The 16369-nt window shown below is 40.9% G+C and carries 10 protein-coding genes and 1 tRNA gene; 7 read left to right on the top strand and 4 right to left on the bottom strand.

What is annotated here, in order from left to right; translation table 11 throughout:
• Nucleotides 1-6: 6 nt before the first annotated feature.
• The 3 genes from IPI59_06715 (at nucleotide 7) to IPI59_06705 (ending at nucleotide 1792) form a co-directional block, all read left to right on the top strand.
• Nucleotides 7-80 (top strand) — tRNA-Pro (locus IPI59_06715).
• Nucleotides 81-214: 134 nt separating this feature from the next.
• Nucleotides 215-1408 carry an NADP-dependent malic enzyme gene (locus IPI59_06710; GenBank protein ID MBK7527233.1) on the top strand — a complete coding sequence of 398 codons (1194 nt, stop codon included), beginning with the start codon at nucleotides 215-217 and terminating at the stop codon, nucleotides 1406-1408.
• Between the two features lie 30 nt (nucleotides 1409-1438).
• On the top strand, nucleotides 1439-1792 hold the full coding sequence (locus IPI59_06705) for an MmcQ/YjbR family DNA-binding protein (GenBank protein MBK7527232.1): 354 nt from the start codon (nucleotides 1439-1441) through the stop codon (nucleotides 1790-1792).
• 8 nt (nucleotides 1793-1800) lie between these two features.
• On the opposite strand, the gene IPI59_06700 is transcribed toward IPI59_06705, so the two are convergent.
• The 3 genes from IPI59_06700 to IPI59_06690 form a co-directional block, all read right to left on the bottom strand.
• Nucleotides 1801-2295 (bottom strand): TlpA family protein disulfide reductase, encoded by a 495-nt coding sequence (locus tag IPI59_06700; protein ID MBK7527231.1) that lies wholly within the window; start codon nucleotides 2293-2295, stop codon nucleotides 1801-1803.
• Between the two features lie 62 nt (nucleotides 2296-2357).
• On the bottom strand, nucleotides 2358-4379 hold the full coding sequence (locus tag IPI59_06695; GenBank protein ID MBK7527230.1) for a PKD domain-containing protein: 2022 nt from the start codon (nucleotides 4377-4379) through the stop codon (nucleotides 2358-2360).
• 132 nt (nucleotides 4380-4511) lie between these two features.
• A complete protein-coding gene (locus tag IPI59_06690) occupies nucleotides 4512-5009 on the bottom strand; it encodes a T9SS type A sorting domain-containing protein (protein ID MBK7527229.1) in 498 nt (165 codons plus the stop codon).
• 277 nt (nucleotides 5010-5286) lie between these two features.
• Between IPI59_06690 and IPI59_06685 the strand changes: the two genes are divergently transcribed.
• The 4 genes from IPI59_06685 to IPI59_06670 all read left to right on the top strand — a co-directional run bounded on the left by IPI59_06685 (nucleotide 5287) and on the right by IPI59_06670 (nucleotide 10416).
• Nucleotides 5287-6312: a hypothetical protein gene (locus IPI59_06685; GenBank protein MBK7527228.1), complete on the top strand. Its 1026-nt coding sequence runs from the start codon at nucleotides 5287-5289 to the stop codon at nucleotides 6310-6312.
• The gene (locus IPI59_06680; GenBank protein MBK7527227.1) at nucleotides 6281-7405 is read left to right on the top strand and encodes a hypothetical protein; all 1125 of its coding nucleotides are present in this window, start codon (nucleotides 6281-6283) and stop codon (nucleotides 7403-7405) included. The genes IPI59_06685 and IPI59_06680 overlap by 32 nt, the downstream gene beginning before the upstream one ends.
• A 46-nt stretch (nucleotides 7406-7451) precedes the next feature.
• Nucleotides 7452-8471 carry a hypothetical protein gene (locus IPI59_06675; protein ID MBK7527226.1) on the top strand — a complete coding sequence of 340 codons (1020 nt, stop codon included), beginning with the start codon at nucleotides 7452-7454 and terminating at the stop codon, nucleotides 8469-8471.
• Nucleotides 8472-8712: 241 nt separating this feature from the next.
• Nucleotides 8713-10416 (top strand): NAD+ synthase, encoded by a 1704-nt coding sequence (locus tag IPI59_06670; protein ID MBK7527225.1) that lies wholly within the window; start codon nucleotides 8713-8715, stop codon nucleotides 10414-10416.
• Between the two features lie 220 nt (nucleotides 10417-10636).
• Here IPI59_06670 and IPI59_06665 read toward each other — a convergent pair whose 3' ends face one another.
• Nucleotides 10637-16090 (bottom strand): PKD domain-containing protein, encoded by a 5454-nt coding sequence (locus IPI59_06665; GenBank protein MBK7527224.1) that lies wholly within the window; start codon nucleotides 16088-16090, stop codon nucleotides 10637-10639.
• Nucleotides 16091-16369 lie beyond the last annotated feature (279 nt).

Here is a 16369-nt window from a genome sequence, read left to right as displayed (position 1 = left end):
AACAAACGGGGTGTAGCGCAGCTTGGTAGCGCGCTTCGTTCGGGACGAAGAGGTCGCTGGTTCAAATCCAGTCACCCCGACTTTTAAATGCTCGTTAAGTTAAGTAGTCTTAGCAAATAAAAGGCTGCTTTTTTTATTTTTTGCCCCCCTCAAGTGCGTTGCACGTCTATACACTTATAATTTTTTAAGAACGCTAAATTAACCAACCCAATTTATGTCCATAACGACAGAAAACTATGCCGAACGTTCGGTAAACATGCACCGCCAATACCACGGCAAAATTGAAGTAAGGAGCAAAATTCAAGTTAATACCTTAGACGATTTATCGTTAGCTTATACGCCCGGTGTAGCCGAGCCTTGCTTGCGCATTCAGCAAAACCCTAACCTCGCCAAAGAGCTAACTATTAAATACAATACGGTTGCCGTTGTTACCGATGGGTCGGCGGTGCTGGGCTTGGGCAATATTGGCGCCTTAGGTGCCATACCCGTTATGGAAGGCAAAGCTTTACTGTTTAAAAAGTTTGCCAATATTGATGCTTTTCCGATTTGTTTGCAGGTTAGCGACCCCAAAAACCCAAATCCGGATGAAATAATAAAAGCTGTTCGAATGATAGCTCCGGTTTTTGGCGGCATCAACTTAGAAGATATAGCCGCACCAAACTGTTTTGTAATTGAAGATGCCCTACAAGACCTGGGCATCCCGGTTTTCCATGACGACCAACACGGAACAGCCATTGTGCAGTTGGCAGCACTAATAAACGCCCTTAAAGTTACCAACAAACAAATGCAAGATATACGTGTTGTAATATGCGGCGCGGGTGCCGCCGGCGTGGCTATTGCCAAAATGCTGTCGTGCCAGGGTTATTCGGGGTCTGCATGTACACCCGTTAAAGATATTATTGTTTGCGACAGTCAAGGTATTATTGGCCCCAAAAGACGCGGCTTAAATTGGGTAAAGCAAGATTTGTTAAACTATACCAATTTACAAAGGTTTGATGGCGATTTGCGTCTTGCCCTAAGATATGCCGATGTGTTTATTGGAGTAAGCGGCCCCGGATTATTACAAAGCGAAGATATTAGAACCATGGCACCAAACCCTATAGTGTTTGCTTTGGCCAACCCCACCCCCGAAATATTGCCTGCCGATGCTTTTGCAGGTGGCGCAGCCGTAGTCGGTACAGGGCGAAGCGATTTTCCAAACCAGATAAACAATGTATTAGCTTTTCCGGCTATTTTTAGGGGTGCTTTAGATGGTGGCGCAACGCATATAACGCCCGCCATGAAATTAGCTGCCGCTTATGCCTTGGCTAACTGCATACCCAACCCCACCGCCGACCGTATTTTGCCCTCCACTTTAGATACTACTGTTGCACCAATTGTTGCTAAGGCCGTACAAGCAGCTATTTGATAAATTAGTTTTAAACAACAAGCTCAAAATATGGTATCTATTGAAACCTTCCGGAAATTAGCACTATCATTTCCGGAAACAACAGAAGAGCCACATTTCGAGAAAACTTCGTTTAGGGTAAAAAAGAAAATATTTGCCACCTGCGATGCTACTAATAAAATAGCATGTCTTAAACTATCAGAGATTTGCCAAAACGTTTTTTCGATGGCAGATAAAACAAATGTTTATGCCGTAAACAATAAGTGGGGTAAACAAGGCTGGACTTTAATAGCCCTGCAAAACGTACAAGAAGATTTGTTTGCAGAAGCCTTAACCGTTGCCTTTTGCGAGGTTGCGCCTAAAAAATTAGCTGAATTAGTTCGGCGAACAAGTAACGAGAAATAAATTTGCAATTACAATGCCTGCCTAATAAGGTCTAAACTTTCGGGGTTTGCCCAGTTGCGCCCACCTAACTGGCTGTGTATTACCTTGCCTTCTTTGTTTATAATATAAGTTTGCGGAATACTAAAAATGCCCAGCATCTTAAAATTATTATCACTTTTCAGGTAGGTAAACCCATATTTTTTTTGGTTTTTATATTGGGCTATGGTTGTTGTGTCTTCTTCTGATATTGTTAAAAATACAACGCCTTCTTTTTCAAGTGCTAAGCGTGCTTGTTCTAAAAAAGGTTTCTCCTGAAGGCATGGGCCGCACCAGGTAGCCCAAAAATTAGCCACTATGGTTTTACCTTTAAGGGTATCCCAATTTACGAGTTCTCCGTTTAGTGTGTATAAGTTAAGTTTTTGCAAGGCAATACCTTGCCTATTACATCCCACAAACAAACAATAAACCATAGCAGCAATAAAAAGCACTGCTACGGCATTAAAAATGACAGTGTATTTATTCATTATGTATATTTCGCAAATGCTTTGTTTGCACAAACACCATGCTTTTACCTTTTTTTAGTGTTTTACAATTTAACAAAGACAAAACCATAGCCGCTTGGCGACAATTTACAAATATAAGCACCGGCAGGCAGCCATCCGGCATTAATATTAAAAATATTAAGTCCCGGAACGATATTTACATTCAAATTATAAATGGCCGTTCCTGAGTCTGCACTAAAAAATTGTATGGTGGCCGAAAATGATTCATTTGCACAAACATACACCGATAAAAGATTAATAACCGGATTAGGGTTGCCATAGAAGCAATCAATCCATGTTTCAATGAGCAATTCATCAATAGCGGTGGTGTTGGTAGCATTTACGTGGTTGTTATTTACTTCAAAGTCTATGTTTTGGGGGTTAGGGGTGTCGGCGCTAAGGCTAATTGCTTGTTTGTCTGATGTTTTGTTTAGTACATCGGTGGTTATATAATAGTTGCCATAGGGTAAATTTTCGAACTGGTAATTACCAATAGCATTTGTAAGGGTTTGGGCTATGGGTGTTTGGTTCTCGTTAAGTAAAATAACACTAATATTAGAGGATGGGTTGCCACCAGTTTGTTTGCCCGCGCCGTCGGCAATATAGCCACCAATAAAGGCAGGGCCGCCGGGGTTTTCTCCGGGAATTAAATTAAATGTAATATTTTGGGTTTCTCCTTTTTTTACTTCAATGGGTGTGGCTTCGCTCCAGTTTGCTACCGATGCGTAATAAGTTGGGAGGTAGTTGTCGTAATCTTTTGAAGCGGGGTTAAGCCCTGCTTTAATTAGGTAAAATCCGGGGGTAATGTTTTCAAAGCAAAATTTGCCCATATTTAGGCTGTCGTTATCAATAAAGGTGCTGTCTATGGCTATTAAGGTTTCCTCAATTGGGTCGTGGTATATTAAATAAACAGTCGCATCAAAGTCAAAAATAAGATCGGCGGCAGTAATTATACCACAAAGCGAGCCGGTATTGCTAAGATTAATGGTGTTGCAAATGGTATTGGTGCATCCGGATTTGGTAGTAATGGTTAAGCAAACATCATAAAATCCATTGGCAGTAAAAACATGCTCCGGATTTTGTTCGTTGCTGGCTGTGCCGTCTCCAAACGTCCAAGTCCAGTTTGTAATAATATCATCTATTCCATCGGTTTTAGAGGCATCTGTAAATTTAACGGTTAGGTCTCCGGAGGCATTATAAGTGTATTTAGCCAAGCATATATTTTCATTATCAATAACTGTTATTGTTTGGCAGGTGTAACTGCTACAACCCATACTATTGGCAATAGTTAGGCAAACATAATAAGTGCCGGCCATGGTGTAAACATGCTGTACGTTTGCACCTGTACCCACAGTTCCATCGCCAAAGCTCCAACTCCAAGTATCGGCTGTTCCTGAAGAAGCATCGTCAAAATAAAACACGAGGGGGGTTAAGCTATCGGCTACGGCATTAAATTTAGCCTCGCAGTTAGCGCTATTTATTACCGTAATATTATAACATGACTGTTGTTTACAGCCTTTTGTGGTGGTAATAGTTAAACAAACGTTAAAACTGCCCTCGTTTTTAAACGTGTGTGTGGGGTTAGGGAGGATGCTGGTAGTGCCGTCGTCAAAATCCCAAAGTGTTAGTAATAGTTCGCCTTCGTTTACTATGGAGTTATTGGTAAAACTTACGGTTAAGTCGGTGTCGGTGTAGGTAAATTTAGCCTCGCAGCTAAGCGGTTCGCCAACCAAAACCAAGCTATCGCAAAAGGTGCAAGTACCACCTAAATTAGTAGTTGTGGTTAGGCAAACTAAATAAGTGCCGGGATTAGCGTAATTATGAGCCGTGTTAAAACTGTTATTGGCTGTGCCATCGCCAAACGACCACATACTTTGTATAATTTTGTCGGCGGGGTTAATTACTTGGCTGGTATTTATAAACTTTGCCAATAAGGGCTCGTCTGGGTCGGGCAATAAAATGTCAAAACTTGCTACGCACATTTGTGCTTGTGCTGGTAAAAAGTTGCCGGCGAGGGCAAAAACCACAAACAAAAAAACTGCTATTGTTTGTAAAAACTTAGACATACGAAAAAACATTTAATAAAACTATATCCGGCACACATAATATAAGGTGTATGCAAAATTAGTTCTTTCTTCTATATTGTCCAAAAAAACAGGGAACAATTACACGCTAGAAATAAAAAAATGCAAGGACTACTACGGTTTTTTGTAAAAGACTATAGTTTCATTTGCTTTTACTGCTTTAAGTATATAATAGCCAGGTGGAAGTTCGTTTAGTATTAGCTGTATAAGGTTAGTTCCTTCGGAAAGTTTTACCTCTATTGATAAAAATAGTTGACCATATACATCTGATATTTGAATAGTTTCGGTGTATGTTTTTAAAGCACAAATTTCAACAATGGCTAAATCTTCAACTGGGTTTGGGCTAATCCGGAGGCAATCTATCCATGTTTCAATAAGATATTCGTCTATTTTTGCTTGTTGGTTAAATGTATTATTGCCAAGCCATACTTGGTTATTTTTAATTAAATAGTTGGTATTTATTGAAGTGGTTGTTACTTGATTGTTGTTGCTTAATACGGCAGTGCTTGAATTTTGCGCAGGCAAAACCACACAAAAACCCACCAACCATATAATGGCAAAACTAATTTTAAAAAACCGATTAAATAAGATGTGCTTTAATATAGATGTCATTTTCCTTTTTTAAAAGTTAAGTGGTGCAATTTAAATTACCATTGTTTTGCTTTTATAACTTTGGTAGCTGCACTTAGGGTAACGATAGTTTATTTGCAAAGTTACGGCAAATTAAACCACATAATTTAATAATTAAACGTGTTTGACAATTATAAGACATCCGGTTATTTTTAAGCAATTTGAGGTTTACAAAAGAAGTTAGCAGTAAAAGTACTAATTGTTTGTATCTTTGTATATCGAATAAAAAAAACAAAAAATATTGTTTGGACGTAGCAACATGACAAGCCAAAAAACAAAAAATATTCGCCGATGGGTTATTCAAGGGTTTATAATTATCATTGCCATGCTTTTGTCAATAAGGTTATTTACTATGCAAGTACTTGACCCAAAATACAAAACTTTGGCCAAAAATAATATTGTTCGCGAGCGCATTATAAACCCCTCAAGAGGATTAATTGCCGATAGGGAAGGCAGACTTTTGATTAAAAACGAAGTAGTTTATGACTTAATGATTACCATGAAACAGGTAGCCGATTTTGACACCTTTAAGTTTTGTAAACTGCTAAATATAACCAAACAAGAACTAATATTGCGCAGCGATAAAATGCGCAAAACAAAAGGATACTCGCCCAATACACCGCAAGTATTATTAAAACTTATTTCGGACGCACAGTATAACAGTTTTCAAGAATACTTATACCAATTTAGAGGTATTACCGTACAAAGACGCACAATACGCAGCTACCCCTACAACAGCGCTGCCCATATTTTAGGCTATATTGGCGAAGTTACACAAGACCAATTAGACACCTCAACTTATTATAAACCCGGCGATTATATAGGGCAAAGCGGAATTGAACTTAGCTACGAAAAAGAACTCCGAGGGCAAAAAGGCATTCACTTATCGGTTGTAGATGTACATAACCGCGAAATTGGCAGCTATTTAAATGGTGAATACGACCAACACGCAAAACCCGGAAAAGACCTGCAACTAACCATTGATATTGATTTGCAACAGTATGCCGAACTACTAATGCAAAACAAACGCGGCAGCGTAGTGGCTATTGAACCCAAAACCGGAGAGGTTTTAGCTTTAGTAAGCAGCCCAACTTATAACCCAAACCTGTTAACTGGCAAAGCGCGAGGTGCCGGATTTAAACTATTAGCCTCAGACAGTATAAAACCATTGTTTAACCGCGCTTTAATGGCAAAATATCCGCCAGGCTCAACATGTAAACCTGTAATGGCACTAATTGCCATGAACGAAAAAAGTGATATCGCCCAACTATTATTTTGGTTGTAATGGCGGCTACAAACTAAGCAAACGCCGCCGGGTAAAATGCCACGGACATGCACCTTGCTATAATGTAGCTCACGCCATTATGAACTCGTGCAACACCTATTTTTGCCAAATCTATAAACTAACACTCGACCAAGAAAGGTTTGATAATGTTGGCGAGGGGCTACTGAATTGGGATGCCTACCTCAATAATTTTGGTATAGGCTGCGACCCAAAAATAGACCTCCCTGCGGCCAGCGATGGATTTGTACCTAAACCCGATTATTACAACAATATGTATGGTAAAGGCAAATGGATTGCCAACACTATAATTTCAATGGGTATAGGGCAAGGCGAGTTAGGCACAAGCCCCTTACAAATGGCCAACGCTACCGCCATTATTGCCGGACGAGGCATTTTTAAATATCCACATATAGCACGCCCAAACCCCGCCGACTTAAATAACACCTATAATAAAACACATCGCCTTAAAATAGACGACCAATATTTTGAATCAATTACCAATGGCATGGAAAAGGTAATGACGCAAGGTACAGCAAAAAACGCATACACCCCCTATTTAGAAGTATGCGGTAAAACAGGAACAGCACAAAACCCACACGGAAAAGACCACTCGCTTTTTGTTGGATTTGCCCCAAAAAATAACCCAAAAATTGCCATATCGGTAATAGTTGAAAACGGAGGCTGGGGTGCCGATTACGGCGCAGTAATTGGTAGCTTAGTTATGGATAAATATATAAACGATACCATAATGGGCGGCCACAGACGCTACTTAGAGAATAAAATGATTAAAACAGACTTAATTTACAACCGGCGCTCAAGTTTTGATTACAGCTCGTGGGACGATATGGCGCTGATTTCAGATTATGCTAATTCATCTCCGTCAGTTAAATTTGAAATTTCGGATGATGTGCAGCAAGAAGATTATGACCTGATACGCGAAGAATTAGGCGACCCCATCGAAGAAATTCCGGAAAATACACCCGACAATAACGAGTCGCAGCCCGCTTCTCCTCCACCATCTGCGCCACCAACAACGCCCCAACCGGCAAACGATAAAAAACAAGGCAATATTGGTGGTGGTACTGAATTTTAAGACTTCCTATTAATGATTTTTTGAGGTAAAACTTAAAGATATTACAATGTATAATGTGCCAAGAGACTTTGGATTGCCACCATTGTTTTTCCGGATTTTATTTATTTTCTCCGGATTTTTTTATTTGTTGTTAGCTGATAGTTATTTTATTCTCAAGGCGGCAAATCCAATTTCAACCCTAAATTTTGCATCCAAATTTGCCCTGCCCGATACTATCCGCAGTAGCAAAAAATCAACAAAAGAGGAAGGAGTTTTTTTAGCCAGCTTATCGCCGGCCATGCTGCGGCGGGGGCAAACCGAGGGCGTGCTGTATCACGCTTTAACAACACAGTTGTACGGCAACTATAACACCAACGATACCACTTTCAGGTTTAGTCAGCTTAGCCAAATTGGGCAAGTAAATATTGGTATTTTTCGTTCGGGGCAGTTAAATTTAGGACTTACCGCCATGTATAACCATTATTTTACAAGTTCTGACATCAAAAAATCGGTGTTTGCCTTATTTGGTGGCGACTCACAAACCGCTAATCTAACCAGCGTGCCCATGCTGGCATTTAATACAAGGGTTATGCCCCTGCCTAACCTGCCCGAGCTAAGTTTGCAAGTACAGGCTTTGCTGCCCGGCTTAGCCAATACCGCTACCCGCAGCGCTACCAATACCGAACGGCTTTATACAACCATTAATGCTACATTTTACCAACAATTTAAACCTTGGATCATGTTGTTTGCGCAAGCAGGTTTAGGCAAACAATGGCAAAATAATTTGCGTAAACAAACAAGTTTTGCCCTTCCGGCTGCGTTGTACACTGTTTTTACCCTAAAACAGCAGCGCTGGTACGCCTACCTTGGCGCACAATATACCGCCCGCTACGATAAAAGTACAACCGGATGGTTTTTACTAAGCCGTCAATTAAGCCTGTCGCCGGGTTTGCAGTATAAAAATAAACGCTGGTTGTTGTTTTGTCAATTCGATAAACCCCTGCAACAAGAACTCAGCAGCCAAAGTATTAGGGCTTTAAAAAATAGTTATTGGATGGCAGGGCTTGGCTTACGTGTTTTGTTTTAATATCCTTATTGTTTTTTTTTGTAAAATGCTTTATACGAGAAGATTTTTACTCAAAACTAAAGAAATAAGCAAACAAACTGCCAAGCTATCTTATAAATTTGAATATTTTTTACCTTATCCGGAAACTTTTTTATTATTAGTGTTGTTTTTACACTAACGTAAATTTAATTCTAATTAAATTCCCTGTTTATTCTATTCCTAATAAATTAAAGCAAATTAAAAGCCTGTCCAAAACAAAAAAATGAAAATAGCCATTGCCCAGCAAAACTATCATATTGGCAATTTTGAAGCCAATTTCGCCAAAATACAACAAGGTATGGAACAAGCACAAGCACAAGGTGCAGATGTAGTAGTTTTTACTGAACTCTGCGTTTGTGGCTACCCTGCCAACGATTTTTTAGACTTTCGCGATTTTGTGAGCCAGTGCTATCAGGTTGTTGAGCGTGTAAAAACCGAAACACAACGCCTTGGTATTGCTGCCGTAATTGGCTCGCCTACGCGCAACCCAAATATACAAGGCAAAGACCTGTTTAACTCGGCTTTATTTATTGCCAACGGCCAAATACTGCATACCTCAAACAAAACTCTTTTGCCCAACTACGATGTTTTTGATGAGTACCGTTATTTTGAGCCCGGACGCACCTTTGATACGTTTGAGTTTATGGGCTACCGAATTGCCATGGTAATTTGTGAAGATATTTGGAACTTAGGCAATGAAAACCCTATGTACACCATTTGCCCACTTGACGAACTAAAAGCACAAAACCCCGATTTTATTATCAATGTATCGGCATCGCCCTTTACCTATACCCACGCCCACGAACGCTTACATACTATCAGGGCAAACGTGCAGTGCTACCAACTACCCATGATTTACGCCAATTGCACTGGTGCACAAACAAATTTAATTTTCGACGGCGGCTCTATTGTAATGAATTACAAAGGACAGGTGATTGATGAAATGCCCTTTTTTGAAGAATGTGTGCGCACATACGAGTTAGCCCCCTTGCTTAACCCAGCAGTTTCGACAATTTTGCCTACGTCAAATCATCAATATCCGGATGAGAACCAAACAAAAACCAACAACGAACAACCTAAAGAAAAATACGAACTTATTTACCGCGCTTTAATTACGGGTATTTCTAATTATTTTGGCAAAATGGGTTTTCAAAAGGCCATTTTAGGGCTGTCGGGGGGGCTTGACTCAGCACTTGTTGCCGTATTGGCCTCGCACGCACTTGGCCCCCAAAATGTAAGGCTTGTATTAATGCCATCGGCTTTTAGCAGCGACCACTCTATTAATGACGGCCTTCAGTTGGCAAAAAACTTAGGCTGCCCTCACGATATTTTGCCTATTCAGCCGGTATTTGAGGCTTTTTTAGCTGCCTTAGAAAAGCCATTTTTAAACACTTCTTTTAACGTAGCCGAAGAAAACTTGCAAGCGCGAATTAGAGCTAACTATTTAATGGGTTTGGCAAATAAATTTGGTTATATTTTACTTAACACCAGCAATAAAAGTGAGGCTGCCGTGGGCTATGGCACACTTTATGGCGATATGTGCGGTGGTATATCTGTTATTGGCGATTTGTATAAAACAGAGGCTTACGAGCTTTGCTCCTTCATTAACCGGATGTTTGGAAACCCAATTCCGGAAAATATTATAACTAAAATCCCCAGTGCCGAGCTGCGCCCCGGCCAAAAAGACAGCGACTCGTTGCCACCATACCCCACCCTCGATGCAATCTTATACCAGTATATTGAGCAACACAAAGGACCCGATGAAATTATAGCACAAGGCTATGATGCCGCCTTAGTTACAAGGGTGCTGCGCATGGTAAACCAAAACGAGTGGAAACGCTACCAAACCCCACCTATGCTGCGTATATCGGGCAAGGCGTTTGGCTCGGGCAGGCGCTTACCTATTGTAGGTAAATATTTGGGTTAAGTTAAGAAGATTGTAAATAGAACCTGAACAACAAACTATACAAAGAAGGTAAATCAGTATTCTATCTTGCAAACATGGAATACTAATAAAAATAAAAATCCGGATGGGGCGTAAAACATACTTACCTCATCCGGATTTTTTCTTCAGCCTATGTTTATTATAGTAACTCGTTTTTTATTTCGTTTACTTAATAAAACAAGGCAGGTGTATTATTTATTGGCTACTCGACAACCAATTTTTGGGTGCGCGATACGTTGCCGTTGGTAATTGTTACCATGTAAACACCTTGCGCAAAGTGTGCTACATCAAGGGTATGTTTGTAGGTATTGGCTGCTACCGAGCTATTGGCGTAAACCTCGCGGCCTAAAAGGTCGTAAACCGAAAGGTTAATATTTTGCTGACCAATAAAATTAGCATCAATTATTACTTTGTCGGTTGCTGGGTTGGGCTGTACACCTATGTTTAACATATTTGCGCCTGGGTTGTCAATGCCAACCGTTACCGCTTCAATGGTAAAGGTTTTTTGGCGCACGCAGCCTTTGTCGTCGGTAACTTCAAGGGTAACCTGGTAGGTGCCAGGATCGCTGTAAACAGTAAGCGGGTTGGCTTTGCCTATAGATACTTTGCCGTTTCCAAAATCCCAGAACCAATCTTTAGCACCCACTGTTTTGTCCACAAACTGGCAGGGTTTGCCTTTTTCGGGGAACATGGGCAAATCAACCTGAATATACAGTACGTTTTCGAGGGTCATGGTTTTATTACCTTCGGTAGCGCCTTTAATATTTTTGGCGTTTAGCGATACGGTGTAATCGCCGCTTTGTTCGTATTGGTGAAGGGGGTTTTGCTCGGTGCTGGTATTGCCGTCGCCAAAGTTCCAGCTCCATTCGTTGGGGTAGTTGGTACTAAGGTCGGTAAACTGCACTTCGCCTTCACATTCGCTGGTAACCTCATGTTTAAAATCAATAACAGGGGGGGCAGCAATAAGTATGCAGTCCCAGTGGGCTACAAACCCGCTTGAGAAGCCATCGCCAGAACTATTTGTTAATTTCATGGTTAAAGCACCGGTGGTCGCCTTTATGGCTGCCGGCGGGTTGGTTTGGTCGTATTGGCCAATAAATGGGCTATTGGTATTGGGGCCATCCCAAAAACTCATGGTAAATCCCCACGACGGTGCTTGGAACTCGGTAAAGGTAAGCACCACTTCTATTGCGCCAGGAGGGGCAATGGTGGTAATAGATTCAGTTACGGTAGGCAAAGTGCCTTTGCATCCGGGGTCGTATAAAACACCGTGGCAGGCTTGCATGAGTACTTCTCCGGTGGTAGGCATACAAACCGTATCGCAATACTCGTAGCTGTAATTTACTTCAATAAAATTGTTTACCGTTTTTGTATCGCTGCCGATATCGTTGGTTGCGGTAAGGCTTACGTTATAAAATCCTTCTTTTTCGTACTGGTGGTCGGGGTTTTGTTTGCTGCTGGTATTGCCATCGCCAAAATCCCACTCCCACGAAGTTGGAAAGTTTAATGATTTGTCTTTAAAGAATACTTTTCCATCGCAACTTACTTGGTTGGCCGAGAAATTGGCTTGTGGAAAAGCTTCAACAGTTAAGGTTATGGGTAAGAAAATAACGGGCTTGTCGGGTTCGTTGGTTAAAAACGGCATACTGTATTTATAAACGCCGGCAAGCATATTATCGGCATTTATTAGCAGGTCAAAACTAAAAGATTTACTCATCTCTACAGTGCCACCGGTAGATGAGGGTATTACCCATTTGGGTAAACCTCCACTGGCATAGGCAACGCTATTGCCAACCAAAGCAGTTACATCGGGGTTGGTTTGATACAGGTCGTGTGCAAGATACACCACACGGCCAGCACCTACGGTAGTTACACCATAAGCCATTGAACCAGGCGTTACTGGGTCTTCAGCCAATATGTCAATACCGGTGGTATTAGATAACACCCAGCCATACGTGTTGCTTGGGGGTACAATAGAAGCAGAAACTCCTTCCAAAATTGGGTGATCGGGTATTTTAGGAGTAATGGCTGTATATATATAAGTGGTATATGAAACTGGGAACAGTCCATACTCGGTCATACATACTGAACTAGTATTGCCAAGTATTAAAATGCCGCCACCTTTATTGGTAAAGTCTTTTAATGCCATACTCATATCACTAAAACTGCTTTTATCCATATTCCAATCGTATTGGTTGTAAATAACGGCTAAGTTTGTGTTTTCAAGTTTTTTAGCCAAATCACCCGGAACAAATTTTTCGTAATAGGTCAAATTGTAATTGCCTGCTCCTAATTTGGCATCGAGGGCAGTTTTCAGGTTGGCATCGTAATAGGTTTTGTACCATGTGTCGGCACCGTAGCTAAGGACGGTAATATTGAGTTTATTGCTGCCGCCAGGTAAACCCCATGTAAGAGGGCCTTCGCCACTATTGGTAATGGTAATTTTGAAGGTTTCTTCATCTCCGGCCAATAGCGTTACATCAATTTTGGCAGGGTCAATAGTTGTTTCGGGTGCGCCTACCCCTGCGGCGGTTACATCAATGATGGCATCGCCAACATTGTTTTTAAACGTAAATTTGCCACCGTAATTTAAAACTGATTTAGGCGCGAAGGTTACCTTAATCTTTTTCGATTTTTTAGGTTTTACTTCAAGCGGTGCATTGGTGCTAAAGGTAAATGCTTCGGGAAAGGCGTTTTGAATCTCGCTGATATTTAAAACATCTGTTCCGGAATTAGTTACCGTAAATTCAAATTCTTTGGTGTTGCCTATAATGATATTGCCAAAATCGAGTTTGGCAGGTGCGATGTCTATTTTTGCCACGCCCGTAACTATCATTGTAATAGGGACAATCACTTCGGGTTTAAGCGGGTCGTTCGAATTAAACACCAAGTTTGTTTTGTAGGTGCCGCCCAATAAAGATCCGGAGTTAAAATTGAGGTAAATGGTTTCGGAGCCATTTGGGAACGACATATTGGGATTAGCTTTGGGGGTATAATCCAACCAGGTTGGGTTTTGTTTTTCGTTAAAACCAAACTTAATACCGTTGGCCAACATTTGTGCGCTTGTGCCGTTTACATTTGGCTGCGTAGTGTATATGGCCGAGTAAATAATGGTGCCCAAGCCTTGTTTTCTGTAGGCAAGTACGCTATTGGGGTCTTGTTTGTAGATATTAACTATGTCGCCATTGGTAATACTCATCGAGTAGGGGTACTCAATATTGGGGTCTATTGATTTGGGCAGGTTGGCAGCAAGGGGGTGGGTCTCGTTCTCAAGTTTTACGGGTTGACCATTGTTCCATGCCATATATCCGGTAAAAAAGCCCGAATTTATCGAAATGCTGTTCATGTCGGCTATAAAAAATAAGGCTCCGCCATCTTCAACAAAGGTTTTGAGCACCTCGCCAAAATCGGCGGGGTAATTTTGGTAAACAGGATAAACAGTAACAGCTGGTATTATCAACACGTCATAGTCGGCAAGGGCAATATCTAATTCTCCGGCGGTGGTGTATTCTTTTACAGTCAGTTCGTAGTCAACATCCATTTTGTTTTTAATGGCCTCTTCGGTATATTGCCAATAATAAATATCGCTGCCATAGGTGTTCATTAACACGCGGATTTTGCCATCTACTGCCTTTGTTTTTGTGGTGTAGCTCATGGGGCCTTCGCCCGTATTGGTTACGACCAACTCTTTATTAACTGTTTCGCCTGTTTTAAGCGAAACGGTAATTTCTGATGGGGCAACATTAAATGTAGGCGCACCCAATCCTTCGCCTTTTAAGGTAATGGTAAATTTACCTACATTGGTATTAAGCGTAAGCGAAGCATCGTATAGTTTAATGGCATCGGGGGCAAATGTAATGGTTACGTTTTTATCGGTATAGCCGTATAACGAAAACTTAGGAGCATCTACACTAAAAGCAGGGTCGCTCGAAGTTATGCTGGCAACATGCAACGAGTCGGTTCCGGTATTACTAACAGTTAAAGTGGCTTGGTTGGTTAAGCCAATCATCCACGAACCCAAATCGAACGAAAGTTTGTTTACAGCCATGCTTGGCGTTCCAGTTACGGTCAAGGTGCAGGGGATTACTACATCGGCTCCGGCAGTATTTTTTATAACTAAGTCGCGTTTAAAAACACCTCCGTATAATTTCTTTGCATTAAACTCAACCGTGTATGTTTTGCTTTCGCCGGGTTTAATTACATCGCTTAGGCTATTAATAAACAACCAGTCGTTGGTTGCCGTGTTAGAGGTGCGCAAAGCATTTGTTAACAACTTTTTATTGTCGGCGGTACTGTTAAAATACGAGTGCCCAATGTATATAGAGCGACCTAAACCAATGGGACGATAGCATATTACATCGTATATATCAATATCGTCAACCTCGGCTAACCGGATAATGTCGGGGTTGGTAAAATTATAGAAAAAGGTAGGTTGTTTGGCTTCGTATTTCTCAACATTAATACCATCTAAAAGTGGGTCAGAGGTATTACTCATATTTAATTTGCCCGACCCATACTTATAATAATTACCCGAAAACAAACCAGTGCCCAAAATACAACCATCGTTATTGGTGCCAAGTAAAATAATAGTGCCGCCTTGTTGGGCAAAATTGTCCAAAACTGGGGCAAAAGACGCAAAAGCTGCAGCATTACATTCTTCTTGGGTTGGTATAAGCAAGACGTCTTTATTTTTAAGGGCAGTGGCCAACTCTGTTGCATCGTAAGTAGTTAGCTCGGTCATACTTTTAGGGTCAAGCGCCTCGGGGTAGTAGGCTTTAATGGCCGCTATGGTTTTGTCGTACTCTTGGTCTTTTTTCAAATCAACCCCATTTACTAACATTAAGGTTTTTAAGTTTTTAGCCCCTACATCGCTAATATTTTCCATATCTACCCAAAGGTCGCCTGCCCCTGTATTGGTTATGGTAAACTGCACTTCGGTCGAGTCGCCATGTTCAAGGGTAGCGCTTAGCTCGGTTTTATCTAAGCTAACAGCGCCGGGTTGCAAAACATTAATATTTTTGGCCTCGGTGTAAGTCTCTCCTTTACAATCTGTAATGGTTAATATAACAGTATAAGTGCCGGCGGCGGTATAGCTGTGCGCAGGCGAGGCTTCGGTGCTGGTAGCGCCATCGCCAAAGTCCCAAGCATAGGTTTCGGCACCTACTGATAAGCTTTTAAACTGAACAGGGTAAAAAGGTGGCAAATCAACGCCGTCGTTGGTAATACTAAAATCGGATAAGGGCGTACCACAGGGGCAGGATTTCCATGCACCCTCGAAGCCCTTGCCAGCATCGTAGGCACTAACAGAAATAGACATGATACCACTGCTGGCTACAATTTCCTGGCCAATAGTGGGTGGGGTGCTTCCCGAAAATTGGGCAATATACGTACCGTTATCATAAAAGGTAATATAGTCGAAATCTCCCAAATCGAACATAGAAAACACAAAAGACAAGGGTACACTGCCGTTATTGGGGTAAATCCACAGAGTGCCGCTGGTATAGCCCTCGTATGGCTTTAAAGTAAGCGTACTGCTACAATCGTCTTGGGCATAAACAACTTCTCCTTTGGTCGGAAAAAAGTATTGTGCCTGTAACGTGGTGGTGAGCAAAGCGCTAAAAAATACTGCTAATAGCAAGAATAAATAATTTTTCATAAATATATTTTTGTATTATAAAATTATATTAATAAACTGTTTGTTTGAATTTATGTACAAATATCGGTTTTTTTTGCTAAAAAATTATAAAATGTTATTGTTTAATTAACGTGTTTCGTATAGTTTAACCTATTTTTATAGTTCTTAGGTTGCTTTTATTTAGTAATAAGTTGTTTTTATGCAGTAATTATGACACATTTTAGATTGTCTTATTAAAAAAATATCCGTATGTTTTTGATGAAAGTTTTGGGGCGTCCTCTTTAAGTAACTCGCCAAAGA

It is taken from the genome of Sphingobacteriales bacterium, assembly GCA_016706405.1.
Taxonomy (GTDB): Bacteria; Bacteroidota; Bacteroidia; order Chitinophagales; family UBA2359; genus BJ6.
The sequence above is the reverse complement of the archived record's forward strand: the minus strand, read 5'-3'. Positions and strand labels throughout refer to the sequence as shown.